This is a genomic window from Pseudoflavonifractor sp. SW1122 (genome assembly GCF_012027765.1).
GTDB lineage: Bacteria > Bacillota > Clostridia > Oscillospirales > Oscillospiraceae > Enterenecus > Enterenecus faecium.
In genome coordinates, this window is the sequence record NZ_SJOS01000032.1 from 12,924 (window position 1) to 28,291 (window position 15,368).

Below are 15,368 nucleotides of genomic sequence, written 5' to 3' on the forward strand. Positions count from 1 at the left end.
TACCAGAAATAACACTTGACAACAAGCAAGATATGTGCAAAAAATAGAATGGAACAGCGGAAGTTTTTTTGTTAAAATATCAGGTATCTTATTTTTGTTCCGGGGTGAAATCCCGGGAAATGGACAAGAGAAGAGAGAGGAGCGAAGAGCGGTGAAACTGTTGGAACAGCGCATTCTGGAAGACGGGGTCATGGAGGGCGAAGACGTATTAAAGGTGGACAGCTTCCTCAACCACCAGATGGACGTGGGACTCTTTGCGGAGATGGGCAAGGAGTGGGCACGGCTGTTTGCCGACGACCACGTGACGAAAATCCTCACCATCGAGGCCTCCGGCATTGGCATTGCCTGTGTGGTGGCCCAGCAGTTTGGCGTTCCCGTGCTCTTTGCCAAGAAGAATAAGACCAAGAACATCGCCGGGGAGGTGTACTCCGCCCAGGTGGAGTCCTTCACCCATGGCCGGGTGTATGACATCATCGTGTCCAAGAAGTTTTTGGGCCCCGGAGACCGGGTGCTCCTCATCGACGACTTTTTGGCCAACGGCGCGGCCCTCCAGGGCCTGATCAAGCTGGTGCGGGATTCCGGCGCCACCCTGGTGGGAGCTGGCATTGCGGTGGAGAAGGCCTTCCAGCCCGGCGGCGATCTCATCCGCTCCATGGGGGTGCGGGTGGAGTCTCTGGCCCGCATCAAGGCCATGAGCTCCAAAGGCATCACGTTTTGTGATTAAAAGACCGCCATTGGGTGGTATACGGTGGTAGGGGCCGTGGCTTGCCCGGCCCGCTGCTGCCTGGATACCTGCGGGAGGGGCAAGCCCCTCCCCTACGCACTTTGGCGGAGAAACCACGATTTCAGAAAAGGAACCACCTTTTTTTGAAATAATAGTAGGAATCAGATAAGGGATATTTGAAGGAGGAACGAAACGTATGAAAAAGCGTATCCTTGCCCTGGTGATGGCTGGCGTCATGGCGCTGAGCCTGGCCGCCTGCGGCGGAAACAGCGACCCCAAGAGCTCCAACTCCGGCACTGCCGACAGCGACTTTAAGGTCGGCGCCATCTATATCAACAAGAAGACCGACACCGCCGGTTACACCTACGCCCACCACAAGGGCATCACCACCGCCATGGACGAGCTGGGCCTGGACCCTGACAGCCAGCTGGTCATCGTGGACGAGGTGCCCGAGGAGGACGACAAGGTGGCTGCCGCTGTGGACACCCTGGTGGGTGAGGGCTGTGATATCATCTTTGGTATCTCCTTCAACTACCTCAACGCCATGAACGCCAAGGCCGAGGAGTACCCCGAGGTGATCTTCTCCCACGCCACCGGCTACCTGTCCAACGAGACCAACTTCAACAACTACTTCGGCCGTATCTATCAGGCCCGCTACCTCACCGGCGTGGCCGCTGGTTTGAAGAGCCTGGAGACCGGCAACAATCATGTGGGCTATGTCTCCGCCTTCGGTACCCAGTACGCCGAGACCTGCTCCGGCATCAACGGCTTCGCCCTGGGCGTGCAGTCCGTGAACCCCGACGCCACCGTGTACGTCAAGGAGCTGGGCAAGTGGAACGACGAGCAGAACGAGTACGCCTTTGCCGAGGAGCTCATCAACAGCTATGACTGCGGCGTCATCGCCCAGCACTGTGACTCCGCTCAGCCTCAGATCGCCGCGGAGAAGGCCGGCGTGTTTGGCTGCGGCTACAACTCCGACATGACCGTGGACGCCCCCAAGGCCCACCTCACCGCCGCTGTGTGGAACTGGGACGTGTACTACAAGCAGGCCATCGACACCGCCATGACCTGCGGCGGCGCGGAGAACTTCGTCACCGCCATGGGCGGCCCCGCCTACTATGAGGGCCTGGTCAAGGGTCTGGTGGGCGTGTCCGAGCTCAGCGACAACTGCGCCCCCGACACCCAGGCTTACCTGGACGCCATCATCGAGCTGCTGGCCACGGGCGAGTGGGACGTGTTCTCCGGCGTGAAGCTGTCCTACACCAAGAATGACGACGGCTCCGTCACCATCACCCAGACCGACTCCGCTCTGAAGACCAACGACGGCAAGGAGATCGTGCCCGCTGGCGGCAAGAGCGTGGAGGACGCTGTGATCACCGGTACCATGAACTACTTTGTGGAGGGCGTGCAGGTGGGCTAAGGCCCGGCCCTCAAATTGAATCCAGCCCTGAACTCATCCGGGCCGGCCGGGAAAAACGGCCGGCCCGGATGGTTATTTCCCGGGGCAAAACCAGGAAATGAAAAATGAAGAATGAATAACGAATAATTATGGTGTGCCGCATTGCGGCACGGATTTTGATGTTTGGGCGTAGGGGAGGGGCTTGCCCCTCCCGAATCTCCCAGGGCAATGCCCAGGAGACAGCGGGCCGGGCAAGCCACGGCCCCTACCACGCCAGCAGTCCAAGAAGATACGCAGAGGCTCGAGGGCCTGCATTCTTCATGATTCATTCTTCGTTCTTCATTCAAAAGAGAAGGAGGCAGATTGCATGGCAGAAGAATATGCCGTGGAACTTCGTGGCATCACCAAGACCTTCGGTCCGGTGGTGGCCAACCACAACGTCAACCTGAATCTCCGAAAAGGAGAGATTCTCTCCCTGTTGGGAGAGAACGGTTCCGGCAAGACCACCTTGATGAACATGCTGTCCGGCATCTATACCCCCGACAGCGGCACCATTCTGGTGGACGGCCAGCCGGTGACCATTTCCTCCCCCCAGGACGCCAAGCGGCTGGGCATCGGCATGGTCCACCAGCACTTCAAGCTGGTGGATGTGTTCTCCGCCGCCGATAACATCTGGATGGGGGCCCAGGAGGCGGGCTTTGTGCTGAAAAAAGACCGCTACCGCAAGATTGAGGAGATGGCCAAAAAGTTCGGCTTCGACCTGGACCCCCGCAAGCAGGTGTGCAACATGGCGGTGTCCGAAAAGCAGACCCTGGAGATCATCAAGGTGCTCTACTACGGGGCCAAGGTCATCATTCTGGACGAGCCCACCGCCGTGCTCACCGTCCAGGAGATCGAAAAGCTCTTCGGCGTGCTCCGCCGCATGCGGGACGAGGGCCACTCCATCATCATCATCACCCACAAGCTCAATGAGGTGATGGACATCTCCGACCGGGTGGCTATTCTCCGCAAGGGCGAGTATATCACCACCGTGGACACCAAGGAGACCAACGAGCAGGAGCTCACCGAGTGGATGGTGGGCCACAAGATCGACCTGAACATTGAGCGGCCCAAGATGGAGAAGCTCAAGCCCCTGCTGGAGATTCGGGACCTGACCATCCGCAGCGACGAGGGCAACGTGGCCATCGACAACGTCAGCTTCTACATCCGCGGCGGCGAGATGCTGGGCGTGGCGGGCATCGCCGGATGCGGCCAGAAGGAGCTGTGTGAGGCCATCGCCGGATTGCGCCCCATCCAGGCGGGCAAGATGATTCACAAGGGCGAGAACATCGTGGGCCTGAGCCCCAAGGAGATTCTGGCCAAGGGCATCTCCATGTCCTTCATCCCCGAGGACCGTCTGGGCATGGGCCTGGCCCCCTCCATGTCCATCACGGACAACATGATCTTGAAGAACTACAACGACGCCAAAGGCCCCTTTGTGGACCGGAAGGCGGGCAGGGAGGACGCCCAGCGGGTGATTGAGGAGCTGGGGGTGGTGACCCCCTCCACCGAGACCCCGGTGCGCCGGCTCTCCGGCGGCAACGTGCAGAAGGTGCTGCTGGGCCGAGAGATCAAGGCGGGCCCCAACGTCATCGTCACCGCCTACCCGGTGCGTGGCCTGGACATCCACTCCTCCTATGCCATCTACAACATCCTCAACGAGCAGAAGAAGAGCGGCGTGGGCATCCTCTTCGTGGGCGAGGATTTGGACGTGATGATGGCCCTGTGCGACAAAATCCTGGTGCTGTGTCACGGCAAGGTCATGGGCGTGGTCCACGCCCACAAGACCACCAAGGAGGAGCTGGGCCTGATGATGACGGGCAGCCTGGACCTGACCCACAAGTACGAGGACAAGCCCGCCGGCTACGCCGCCGACAGCTTATTCCAAGAGGAAGGGGAGGAGAAGTAAGCCATGCGTGTGCACATCGTCAAGCGGGAGGACTGCCCGCTGCTCAAAAAAATCCTCCTCATTGTGGGAGCGGTGGCGTTGGCCCTGGTGCTGGGCGGCCTGGTGCTGCTGGCCATGGGCGTCAACCCCCTGGAATACTACTTCAAAATGTTCACCATGGGTATGGTGGGCAACAAGATCGCCTATAAGGCGGCGGAAAACTACCTGAAAATCCTGGTGCCTCTGATTCTCACCGCTTTGGGCCTATCTCTGGCCTTTAAGATGCGCTTTTGGAACATCGGCGGCGAGGGCCAGTTCATTGTGGGCGCCATTGCCGCCGCCGCGGTGGCCTTTCAGGCCGGGCCCGTGCTGCCCACTCCGGTGGTGCTGCTGCTGATGTGTCTGGCCGCCATGCTGGCCGCCGGACTGCTGGGCCTGTTTGTGGCCGCGCTGAAGGTGAAGTTCGGCACCAACGAGACCCTGCTCACCCTGATGCTCAACTACATCGCCCTGTACTTCCTCACCTTCCTGGGGGAGACCAAGGCGGATTGGAACTTCTTTCTGAGCGCAGAGTCCGCCCGTCCCACCTTCGCCAGCTTCACCTCCATGGTGTCCTTCCCCCGGATTATGCTGGGCAAGTTCGGGCTGAACATCTGCGTGCTCATTACGCTGGCTCTCGGCGTGCTGGTGTACGTCTACCTCAAGCGCACCAAGCAGGGCTATGAGATCGCCGTGGTGGGCGACTCCATGGGCACCGCCCGGTATGCAGGCATGAAGGTGAGCACCATCGTGCTGCGCACCGTGTTCCTCTCCGCCTGCCTCATCGGCCTGGCCGCCGCCTTCAAGGTGGGCACCGCCGGCATTCTGTCCGCCTCCATCACCGACGATGTGGGCTGGACCGGTATCATTGTGGCCTGGCTGGCCAAACTGAGCACCGTGGGCATCTTCCTGGTGTCCGCCCTCATCGGCGTGCTGCAATACGGCTCCACCGCCGCTGCCGCCACCTTTGCCTCGGTGGATTCCAGCTTTGCCGACATGCTCCAGGGCGTCATTTTGTTCCTGGTGCTGGCGGCGGACTTCTTCACACGCTTCCGTGTGGTCATCGCCAAAAAGGAGGTGGAGCGCCATGGATGATAAGCTGAACATTGTCACCACATTCCTCCACAACATCATTGTGTATAACATCCCCCTGCTCTACGGCACCGTGGGAGAGATCACCATTGAGAAGTCGGGCAGCCTGAACCTGGGTGTGGAGGGCACCATGGCCGTGGGCGCCATCTTCGGCTATATCCTGGGCTGCTATGCCAACTCCATGGTGGTGGGCGTGCTGGTGGCCTTCCTCACCGCCGCCCTGTGCGGCCTCATCTTCGCCGTGCTCACCGTCACCTTCCAGGCCAACCAGAACATCACCGGTCTGACCATCACCACCTTCGGCCTGGGCGTGTTCTTCTTCGTGGGCAACGGCGTGAAGGCGGTGAGTTGGCCCGCCATGAACAACTACTCCAACATCCAAAACGGCTTTGCCGACCTGGCCATCCCGGGCCTGTCCAACATCCCGGTGCTGGGCGAGGTGCTCTTTGACCACAACGTCCTGGTGTACCTGGGTGTGGTCATCGCCCTGGTGATGTGGTGGTACTTGAAGTACACCCGCACCGGGCTGCGGCTGCGGGCCGTGGGTGAAAACCCCGCCGCCGCCGACTCTGTGGGCATCAACGTGCGCCGCTATAAGTACCTGCACATCTGCCTGGGCTCCGGCATCATGGGCATTGGCGGCTACTACATGGGCCTGAACATGAACGGCTCTCTCTCCTCCAGCTGCTGGATCAACGGCTATGGCTGGATTGCCGTGGCCCTGGTCATCTTCGCCAACTGGAGCCCCGCCTTCGCCATGGTGGGCACCGTGGTGTTCGGCTTCTTCAACACCCTGCGGGTGTCCGGCCCCTCTCTGGCCATGGTCTTCCCCGGCCCCCTGGGCTGGCTGGCAGGTGTTCCCTCTCAGCTGTACCAGGCCTTGCCCTTTATCATCACCGCTCTGGTGCTCATTGCCACCTCGGTGAAAAAGAGCAAGAACAGCGGACAGCCTGCGGCCCTGGGCCTCAACTACTTTAGAGAAGAGCGATAAAAGCGCAAAAACTTCCACACCCTACACAAAGGGTGTGGAAGTTTTTTTGCGCCCAAGAGCCTCCCTTGTGGGAAGAAAGCAGGTTCTAGCTTGCCAGCCAAGGGACGCGCTCCGCTGGGGGTCTATTTTTGAGCGGCCAAAAATAGACGAAAAAGCCGCTTAGGGCGTTCCCCCCTAAGGACCTCCCCTGGGGTACCAGGCTGAAACTGCGTCATGTTGACCCTCGGCCCGTCACCCTTGCTGTGGCTCCTGTTTGTGCCACCACACCAGGCCACCCTGGGAAACTGGCCCTATGGCTGGGCGGTTTCCATGACCGGGCCTCCCTGGAGAAGCGGCGTTGCCGCCGCCGGGAGCCAGGCCATCGGCAGCTGGAAACAGCTGCTTTACCAGGGTAAGGCCCTGGGGGTAGAAGCATACGCCAGCAGAGGAGCAGGCGCTCCCAATAGAATTACCATGCCATCTATGTGACCCCACCGGGCCAAGGGCCGAAGATCACCCTGACGCAGGAGCAGCCTTGTACCGGCGGGGTGGATTCCACAAGGAGGGGGAAGGCCCCTCCTTTGGCGATTCTTTGGTGGCTTTCTCATCGTTGAGAAAGCCACCCAGCGGAGCGTCCCCACCCAGGCCGGTGGACATCTCCAGACAAATCGGAGAAGAACCAGCCCTCTGGAAGAGAAAACAATAAAAGCCCCGGAGCCGCTTGCAAAGCTCCGGGGTTTTTTAGAAGGATGGAGGATAGAATGAAAAAGAAAGGATATCTCTTGCAAGTGTTATGATACGCAACAGTCATTACAAAAGTTTGTGCACAATTGTTACAAAAGTATTAAATGATGCAAAGACTTTGTAAAGTCACCGGAGAGTGGAAAAAAACTCCTCCAAAATCCCCCGGCAGGCCTCTTCCAATAGGCCGCCGTAGATGCGGGGGTGGTGATTGAATCGCTCCTCGAAGAGGTTGAGCACCGACCCGCAGCACCCGGATTTGTCCTCACGGGCCCCGTAGCGCACACAGGCGATGCGGGAATTGATGATGGCCCCGGCGCACATGGGGCAGGGCTCCAGGGTGACGTACAGGGTGCACCCGGTGAGCCGCCAGGAGCCCACAGCGGCACAGGCCATGTTGATGGCCTCCACCTCAGCGTGGGCGGTGGCTAGGCCGTCCGCCTCCCGGCGGTTGCGGCCCCGGCCAATGATGTCTCCCTCTGGGGAGACGATGACGCAGCCCACGGGCACGTCTCCCTGGGGGATGCAGGCACGGGCCTCCTTCAGGGCCTCCTCCATGTATTCCTCGTGGGTCATGTTACTTGTCAGTGAGGATGGTCACCGAGTTGATGACGGGCTGCTCCGAGGCGGGAATGGTGCCGTTGTTGTCGGTGGGCTGGGCGTCCTTACAGATGGCGTCCACCACGTCCATACCCTCGGTGACGGTACCGAAAGCGGCATAGTCGGGGTCCAGGAAGGTGGAGTCCTCATGGACGATGAAGAACTGGGAGCTGGCGGAGTTGGGGTCGTTGGAGCGGGCCATGGAGATGGTGCCCCGCTTATGGGACAGGGGGTTGTCCCAGCCGTTGGAGGAGAACTCGCCCACGATCTCATGCTCGGAGCCGCCGGTGCCGTTGCCCTCGGGGTCGCCGCCCTGAATCATAAAGCCGTCCATGATGCGGTGGAAGGTCAGGCCGTTATAGAAGCCGCTGTTGGCCAGCTCCACGAAGTTGGCGCAGGTGATGGGGGCGGCGGACTGGTCCAGCTCCACGGTGATGGTGCCGTAGTCCTTCACGTCGATGCGGGCGGTGTAGGTCACGTCCTCCTCCAGAGCGGGCGGGGTGTAGGTGTCGGCACTGGTGGTGACGGTGGGATTGGCAGTGTTCTGAGCACCGGAGGTGGTGGAGGGCTTCTGGGTCAGCACCACAGCGGCGATGATGAGGATGGCCACCACCACAATGGCGCCGATGCCCCACACCAGGGGATTGGACTTCTTGGCGGGCTGGGTGGGCTTGGCCTTGGCCTGGGGGGCGGAGTGGGGATTGGATTTCTTGTTCTTTTTCTTAGACATGATGGTAGGTTCCTTTCTTGTGTAAGACTGTCCACAGTGTACACCAAAAATGGGGGAAAGGGAAGGGCTTAACGCCTCCCTTGTGCAAAGGAAGGTGGCCCGGCGTGATGGGGCCCCCGCCAAAGCCCAGCGCAAGCGGGTTTGGTGGGGAGAGGAGGTGCGACGGCGTGAGCGAGACTTGTCCCGCCTCTCAGGGGCGAGGCGAGGGATACACAGTCCGCACCGACGAGACGGAGGGATTGACCGTTTCATCTCACAGTCTCAGGCTTGCCAGCCAGGGTTTGCTCCGCAGGGTGACTTTCTGATTGGGCAGAAAGTCACCAAAGACCCACCAAAGGCGGGGCCTTCCCCCGCCTTGTGGAATCCACCCCGCGGTACGGGATGTCCCTGCGTTCTCCTTGTTTCGTCCCTGGACTAGTTCATGTCACATAGATGGCGTTGCATTCTATGGGTTATATCTGCTCCTCTGTTGGTGCCAGCTTCTACCCCCAGGGCCTTACCCTGGCCAGCAACTGTTCCCAGTTGCCGGGGGCCGGGCGCAAAAAGCCCCTGAACATTGCCGAATTTCTTGCGTTGTTGGGTGTAGGGGAGGGGCTTGCCCCTCCCGAATCCCCCAGGGCAATACAAGGGAACCAACGGGCCGGGCAAGCCACGGCCCTTACCGCAGCGCAACAGGATGGTGCAGCAAAACCCCCGGCGGCGGGAACGCCGCTTGGCCAAGGTAGGCCCGGACTTGGAAACCACCTGGTGATAGGGCCAGCTGCCCAGGGTAGCCTGGTGTGGTGGCACAAACAGGGGCCACAGCAAGGGTGACGGGCCGAATTTCGTTTTGACGCAGGCCCAGCCTCGTACCCCAAGGGAGGTCCTTAGGGGGGAACGCCCTAAGCGATTCTTTCCCCGATTTCTCATCGGGGAGAAATCGGGCATAAGCGGAGCGTCCCCGGCTGGGACGCTGGTTTTCACCAAGGAAATCGGAGAAGGTCAGGCTTCCACCGTTCGCAGGTTGCCCCTCTCCCCAGGAGAGAGGGCAAGACAAGGGCCTGTTGCAGCTGCAACAGGCCCTTGCAATGGGAAAAGGGGAACTTACCGCTTGTTGGACTTGCGCCAGATGTGCATAGCCTCGGCGGCGGCAATCAGCTCGTCCCGGAAGCGGGGATCGGCCACGGAAATCAGGCCCTCGGCACGCTCCCAAGTGGTCTTGCCCTTGACGTTGAACATGCCGTGCTCGGTGACCACATAGTGCAGGTTGCTCCGGGTGCAGGTGGCAATGGAGCCCTCAATGAGGGTGGGACGGATGCGGGACTTCACCTCGCCGGTGGCCTTATCCTTGAAGGTGGAGGAGCAGCAGATGAAGCTCTTGCCGCCACGGGAGAGGTAAGCGCCCATGACGAAGTCCTGCTGACCGCCAGCGCCGCTGATGTGGTGGATGCCGGAGGACTCAGAGGAGACCTGGCCGAAGAGGTCGATGTCCACTGCGCCGTTGATGGAGATGAAGTTGTCCAGGGTGGACATCCGGGCGATGTCGTTGGTGTAGTCCACGGGTGCGTTCATGCACTCGGGGTTGTTGTCCAGGAAGTCGTACAGCTCCTGGGTGCCGGCGGCGAAGGCGTAGGTCTGGCGGCCCTGGTCGAAGTTCTTCCGGGCGCCGGTGATCTTGCCAGCCTTGGTCATGGCCACAAAGGCGTCCACGTACATCTCGGTGTGCACGCCCAGGTCCTTCAAATCGGACTGAGCGATCATTTGGCCCACAGCGCCGGGCATGGAGCCGATACCCAGCTGGAGGCAGGCTCCGTTGGGGATCTCGGCCACGATCTGACGGGCCACCGCCAGGTCGATCTCGGAGGGCTCGCTCAGGCCGGGCATGGTGCCGATGGGGCCGTTGGGGCCCTCCACAATGGCGTTGACCTGGGAGATGTGCACCCCGGTGTGGTAGCCGCCCAGGCAGCGGGGCATATTCTCGTTGACCTCCACGATGATGTGCTTGGCACGCTTGCACATGTCATACAGGTGGGAGGCGTTGGGGCCGAAGTTGAAGTAGCCGTGCTGGTCCATGGGAGCGACCTGGAACATGGCCACGTCGACGGGGTCGATGCAGTCCCGGTAGTAGCCGGGCAGCTCGGAGTAGCGGATGGGGGCGTAGTAGGCCAGACCCATCTTCACCAGCTTGCGCTCCACTCCGGACATGTGCCAGGAGTTCCAGGTGAAGTGCTCGGCGGGATTCTCGATCTGGGCGATGGCGGGCATGTGCAGCAGGATGCCGCCCCGCACCTTCACGTCGTGCAGCTCACCCATGCGTCCGGCCAGAGCCTGGTCCAGCACCTCGGCGGTGTTGGTACACCAGCCGTAGTCCACCCAGTCCCCGGACTTGACCACCTTCACCGCCTCTTCCGCGGTGGTGAGCTTCTGACGGTATTCTTCCTGATAGCTCATAAGATACCTCCAAAGTAATGAAGAATGAAAAATGAATAATGAAGAATTATGGTGTGCCGCTTCCAGCGGCACGGATTTGGATTTGTTGGGCGTAGGGGAGGGGCTTGCCCCTCCCGAATCCCCCAAGGCAATACCAGGGTAACCACGGGCCGGGCAAGCCACGGCCCCTACCACGGGGTACCCATCAAAGGGGATAATACTCAAACAAGGGTGTGGGGTGATCCCCCACACCCTTGTCTACGGATGTTATTGAAAAAGATTACACCTTTTCAAAGATAGTGGCAACGCCCATGCCGCCGCCGATGCACAGGGTGGCCAGGCCGCGCTTGGCCTCGTCACGCTTCTGCATCTCGTGGAGCAGGGTGACGATGATACGAGCACCGGAAGCGCCCACGGGGTGGCCGATGGAGATGGCGCCGCCGTTGACGTTGACCTTGCTCATGTCGAAGCCCAGCTCACGAGCCACAGCGATGGACTGAGCGGCGAACGCCTCGTTGGCCTCCACCAGATCCACGTCCTCGATCTTCAGGTCGGCCTTGGCCATGGCCTGACGGGAAGCGGGCACGGGGCCCACGCCCATGATCTTGGGATCCACGCCGCCCTGGCCCCAGCTGACCAGCTTGGCCATGGGCTTCAGGCCGTACTTCTCCACAGCCTCACCGGAGGCCAGCAGGATGGCGGCAGCGCCGTCGTTGATGCCGGAGGCGTTGGCGGCGGTCACGCGCTGCACGTGCTGCTTGGCATCGGCCTCGTGGACCTGAGTGACCTCAAAGGTGTGGACGATCTCGTCCTCCACGCCCTCGGGACCCACGGGGAAAGCGCCGCGCAGCTTGCCCACGGACTCCATGGTCACGCCAGCCTTGGGGAACTCGTCCACCTTGAACTCCACCATTTCCTTCTTCTTCTTCACCATCACGGGAACGATCTCGTCCACGAACTTGCCAGCGGCCTGAGCAGCCTCGGTCTTGTTCTGGGAGCTGACGGCGAAGGCGTCCATCTCCTCGCGGGTGATGCCCCACACGTCGGCGATGTTCTCGGCGGTGGTGCCCATGTGGTAGTTGTTGTAGGCGTCCCACAGACCGTCACGGATCATGGTATCCACAACCTTCTTGTCACCCATGCGGGCGCCCCAGCGCTCGTTGGGCAGGGCGAAGGGAGCAGCGGACATGTTCTCGGTGCCGCCAGCCACGATCACGTCAGCGTCGCCAGCCAGGATGGCGCGAGCGCCCTCGATGACGGACTTCATGCCGGAGCCGCACACCATGCCCACGGTGTAAGCGGGGACGGAGTAGGGGATGCCGGCCTTCACGCTCACCTGACGGGCGGGGTTCTGGCCCTGGGCAGCAGTGAGGATGCAGCCGAACATGACCTCGTCCACCTGCTCGGGCTTCACGCCGCCACGGTTCAGAACTTCCTTGACCACGGTGGCGCCCAGGTCCACGGCGGGCACGTCCTTCAGGGAGCCGCCGAAGGAGCCGACAGCGGTGCGGCAGCAATTGACCACGTATACTTCTTTCATGATGTGTAACCTCCAGTATGATGTAAAATGATCTTCTTGGATGTCGTAGTTACCCCGATTATACCCGAAGATTGTGAAAAAATCAACAATACAATTTTGTAAAGTTCATAGAAAAAATTAGAAAAATGCTTGGTGGATTTCCACGGAAATTAGGCGAAATGAGAGGATACGTTAGACGAAGAGTGAAAAAATCTCTTTTCCACCTCTGTCACCACAACAGGAGTTATGGACAAAATCACCACGACCAGCCATTGCTGGAAGGTGAGAAAGGTGACGTGAAACACCCCCATCAAGGGGGGCAGCAGGAGGACAGCCAGCTGGAGGGCGGCGCCCACCACAAAGGCCTGGTTCATGGCGGGGTTGGTGAACACCCCCAGGGAGAGCAGGGACTGGTGCTCGCTGCGCACGTCAAAGGCGTGGAACAGCTGGCAGAAGGTGAGGGTGGCAAAGGCCATGGTGTTGGCGGTGGCGTCGGCGGTGGTGGGGTCGCCCAGCACGTACTCCCCCACAAAATAGGCCAGCAGGGTCAGCGCCCCCACCAGCGCCCCCTGCCAGAGAAGCCGGATGGTAAAGGCGGGGGTGAACAGGGGCTCGTGGGCCTTGCGGGGTGGCTTCTCCATCACGTCCGCCTCCACCGGCTCCAGGCCCAGGGCCAGGGCGGGGAGGGAGTCGGTGACCAGATTGAGCCAGAGAAGCTGCACCGGCACCAGGGGGGCCTGGTGGAAGTGGAAGAGGGTGGCCAGAAACAGGGTCAAAATCTCCCCGATGTTGCAGGAGAGCAGGTAGTGGATGGACTTTTTGATGTTGGCGTAGATGCCCCGGCCCTGCTCCACGGCGTGGACGATGGTGGCAAAGTTGTCGTCGGTGAGAATCATGTCGGCGGCCCCTTTGGCCACGTCGGTGCCGGTGATGCCCATGGCGCAGCCGATGTCGGCGGCTTTCAGAGCAGGGGCGTCATTCACGCCGTCCCCGGTCATGGCCACCACGTATCCCTTGTTTTGCAGGGCCTGGACAATGCGCATTTTGTGTTCCGGGGACACCCGGGCGTACACGGTGAATTTGTCCGCCTCCTGTTCCAGCATCTCCTGGGGCATAAAGTCCAGGTCCGCTCCGGTGAGGGCCATGTCCCCCTCCCGAAAGATGCCCAGCTCCTTGGCGATGGCCACGGCGGTGAGTTTGTGGTCTCCGGTGATCATCACCGGACGAATCCCCGCTTGAAAGCACTGGGCCACCGCCTGTTTCACCTCCACTCGGGGCGGGTCAATGAGGCCCATGAGCCCCACAAAGGTGAGATCGTGCTCTAAGAGGGCCTCCATATCCCGGGGCGGCGGGATGACGTCCACATCCTTGTAGGCGCAGCCCAGCACCCGCAGGGCGTTCTGGGCCATGGCGGCGTTGGCGCTCTCCACCTGCCGCAGGGTGGGCACGTCCAGGGGCACCGAGGCCCCAGAGAGAATGTGGGTGCACCGGGACAGGAGCACATCCGGGGCCCCCTTCACCATTACCCGGTATCGCCCCCGCAGAGGGTGCACGGTGGTCATGAGTTTTCGCTGGGAATCGAAGGGAATTTCCGCCACCCGTGGCATTTCCTGTTCCAAAATCTCCTTGTCCAGCCCCTCCTCCAGGGCGGCGTCCACCAGGGCGGTCTCGGTGGGGTCCCCCAGCAGGTGGGGCACCCCGTCCGAGTCATGGTTCAGGGTGGCGTCGTTGCACAAAGCCCCCACAATGAGGGCTTCCAGGCGGTGCTTTTCCCGGGCGGTCCAGATTTGCACCACGGTCATGCGGTTCATGGTCAACGTGCCCGTCTTGTCCGAGCAAATCACCCCGGCGCAGCCCAAGGTCTCCACCGCCGGGAGCTTTTTCACAATGGCGTGGTGGCGCACCATCCGCTGTACCCCCAGGGCCAGCACGATGGTGACAATGGCGGGCAGGCCCTCAGGGATGGCGGCCACCGCCAGGGCCACGGCGGTGAGGAACATGTCCAGCAGGGGGATGTGGTAGAGAAGGCCGATGCCGAACATCACCGCGCACACCCCCAGGCAGGCAAAGGACAGGGTGGAGGAGATCTCCCCCATCTTCCGCTGGAGGGGGGTGGAGGGGTCGGACTGATTGAGGAGCATTCCGGCGATGCGCCCCACCTGGGTGTCCATGCCGGTGGCGGTGACCACGCAGGTGGCCCGGCCATTGGTGATGACGGTGGAGGAGATGACCATGTTGGACTGGTCTCCCACCTCGGTGTCCTCGGCCAGCACCGCCCCCGACTCCTTGGACACCGGCACCGACTCCCCGGTGATGGCGGACTCGTCCACCTTCAGGTTGGCACAGTGTAAAATGCGGCCATCGGCGGGCACCAGGTCTCCCGCCTCCAGCAGGATGATGTCACCGGGCACCAGCTGGCGGGTGTCCAGGCGGAGGGTCTGGCCGTCCCGCACCACCCTGGCCAGGGGGGCGGACATCTGCTCCAAGGCCTCCAGGGCCCTGTGGGCGCTGTTCTCCTGGGTGATGGAGATCACCGCATTCACCACCACAATGAGGAGGATGATTACCGCCTCAATCCAGTCCTCGCCGTGGGTGGAGATGAGGGAGAGGGCGGCGGCGAAGAGGAGCACCACGATCATGGGGTCTTTGAGCTGGAGGAGAAAGCGCAGAATGAGGGGGGTGGGTTTGGGCTTTTCCAGTTGGTTGGGGCCATATTGCTGGAGGCGCTGGGCGGCTTGGGTGGAGGTCAGGCCCCGGCTGGAGTTGGTGTCCAGCTCCTGGAGGGCCTGGGCCGAGCTTTTGGTGTACCACTGGGTCATAACGATGCACTCCTTTGTTGTTCGGGTGCAGGGGAGGAGGGGACAAAAAAAGACCAATCCGCACGAAAATTGCGCGGATTGGTCTATATTTTTCTGTTCTCTGTGCCCGCTGCACGTCTTTTGTGGGTGCATTGTATCAGGGGCACACAGTGAGTGCAAGGGAAAAATGGCGAGGGGGAAGGGGCAATGAATAGTGAAGAGTGAATAGTGAATAAGTATGGTGTGCCTGCGGCACGGATTTTATAAGGGAACACAGTCCCCGGCAGACCGCCGTAGGGGCCGGGCTTGCCCGGCCCGAAAACCCAGGGCAATGCCAGGGGAGCTGCGGGAGGGGCAAGCCCCTCCCCTACGCATAGCAAACCAAGAAATGCGGCAATGTTTTGGGACTGCATTCTTCAT

At 61.1% G+C, this 15,368-nt stretch carries 10 protein-coding genes; 5 read left to right on the plus strand and 5 right to left on the minus strand.

The genetic code is table 11. The features are described 5' to 3' along the window. The first annotated feature begins 151 nt into the window (after nucleotides 1–151). The 5 genes from E0L15_RS08375 (at nucleotide 152) to E0L15_RS08395 (ending at nucleotide 6,172) form a co-directional block, all read left to right on the plus strand. On the plus strand, nucleotides 152–724 hold the full coding sequence (locus tag E0L15_RS08375) for a xanthine phosphoribosyltransferase (RefSeq protein WP_168125238.1): 573 nt from the start codon (nucleotides 152–154) through the stop codon (nucleotides 722–724). Between the two features lie 196 nt (nucleotides 725–920). Next, nucleotides 921–2,144 carry a BMP family ABC transporter substrate-binding protein gene (locus tag E0L15_RS08380; protein WP_168125239.1) on the plus strand — a complete coding sequence of 408 codons (1,224 nt, stop codon included), beginning with the start codon at nucleotides 921–923 and terminating at the stop codon, nucleotides 2,142–2,144. A gap of 346 nt (nucleotides 2,145–2,490) precedes the next feature. Continuing rightward, nucleotides 2,491–4,071 (plus strand): ABC transporter ATP-binding protein, encoded by a 1,581-nt coding sequence (locus E0L15_RS08385; protein ID WP_168125240.1) that lies wholly within the window; start codon nucleotides 2,491–2,493, stop codon nucleotides 4,069–4,071. Between the two features lie 3 nt (nucleotides 4,072–4,074). After that, the gene (locus tag E0L15_RS08390; RefSeq protein WP_168125241.1) at nucleotides 4,075–5,184 is read left to right on the plus strand and encodes an ABC transporter permease; all 1,110 of its coding nucleotides are present in this window, start codon (nucleotides 4,075–4,077) and stop codon (nucleotides 5,182–5,184) included. Next, nucleotides 5,177–6,172, plus strand: a complete 996-nt coding sequence (locus tag E0L15_RS08395; RefSeq protein WP_168125242.1) for an ABC transporter permease — start codon at nucleotides 5,177–5,179, stop codon at nucleotides 6,170–6,172. The genes E0L15_RS08390 and E0L15_RS08395 overlap by 8 nt, the downstream gene beginning before the upstream one ends. Nucleotides 6,173–7,021: 849 nt before the next feature. Here the strand turns inward: E0L15_RS08395 and E0L15_RS08400 are convergent. From E0L15_RS08400 to E0L15_RS08420, 5 genes are all read right to left on the minus strand, one after another. Beyond that, nucleotides 7,022–7,468 (minus strand): nucleoside deaminase, encoded by a 447-nt coding sequence (locus tag E0L15_RS08400; RefSeq protein WP_168125243.1) that lies wholly within the window; start codon nucleotides 7,466–7,468, stop codon nucleotides 7,022–7,024. A 1-nt stretch (nucleotide 7,469) separates the two neighbouring features. Then, complete coding sequence (locus tag E0L15_RS08405; RefSeq protein ID WP_168125244.1) at nucleotides 7,470–8,222, minus strand: peptidylprolyl isomerase; 753 nt, start codon at nucleotides 8,220–8,222, stop codon at nucleotides 7,470–7,472. Nucleotides 8,223–9,305: 1,083 nt separating this feature from the next. Further along, nucleotides 9,306–10,652: a butyryl-CoA:acetate CoA-transferase gene (locus tag E0L15_RS08410; protein WP_168125245.1), complete on the minus strand. Its 1,347-nt coding sequence runs from the start codon at nucleotides 10,650–10,652 to the stop codon at nucleotides 9,306–9,308. A gap of 259 nt (nucleotides 10,653–10,911) precedes the next feature. Continuing rightward, nucleotides 10,912–12,171 carry an acetyl-CoA C-acetyltransferase gene (locus E0L15_RS08415; protein WP_168125246.1) on the minus strand — a complete coding sequence of 420 codons (1,260 nt, stop codon included), beginning with the start codon at nucleotides 12,169–12,171 and terminating at the stop codon, nucleotides 10,912–10,914. Between the two features lie 149 nt (nucleotides 12,172–12,320). After that, on the minus strand, nucleotides 12,321–14,969 hold the full coding sequence (locus E0L15_RS08420) for a calcium-translocating P-type ATPase, PMCA-type (protein WP_168125247.1): 2,649 nt from the start codon (nucleotides 14,967–14,969) through the stop codon (nucleotides 12,321–12,323). Between the last annotated feature and the right edge of the window lie 399 nt (nucleotides 14,970–15,368).

Coding starts and splice junctions, on each gene's coding strand:
- E0L15_RS08410 (WP_168125245.1), bottom strand. CDS start 10,652: ATGAGCTATCAGGAAGAATACCGTCAGAAGCTCACCACCGCGGAAGAG.
- E0L15_RS08395 (WP_168125242.1), top strand. CDS start 5,177: ATGGATGATAAGCTGAACATTGTCACCACATTCCTCCACAACATCATT.
- E0L15_RS08415 (WP_168125246.1), bottom strand. CDS start 12,171: ATGAAAGAAGTATACGTGGTCAATTGCTGCCGCACCGCTGTCGGCTCC.
- E0L15_RS08390 (WP_168125241.1), top strand. CDS start 4,075: ATGCGTGTGCACATCGTCAAGCGGGAGGACTGCCCGCTGCTCAAAAAA.
- E0L15_RS08400 (WP_168125243.1), bottom strand. CDS start 7,468: ATGACCCACGAGGAATACATGGAGGAGGCCCTGAAGGAGGCCCGTGCC.
- E0L15_RS08405 (WP_168125244.1), bottom strand. CDS start 8,222: ATGTCTAAGAAAAAGAACAAGAAATCCAATCCCCACTCCGCCCCCCAG.
- E0L15_RS08380 (WP_168125239.1), top strand. CDS start 921: ATGAAAAAGCGTATCCTTGCCCTGGTGATGGCTGGCGTCATGGCGCTG.
- E0L15_RS08420 (WP_168125247.1), bottom strand. CDS start 14,969: ATGACCCAGTGGTACACCAAAAGCTCGGCCCAGGCCCTCCAGGAGCTG.
- E0L15_RS08385 (WP_168125240.1), top strand. CDS start 2,491: ATGGCAGAAGAATATGCCGTGGAACTTCGTGGCATCACCAAGACCTTC.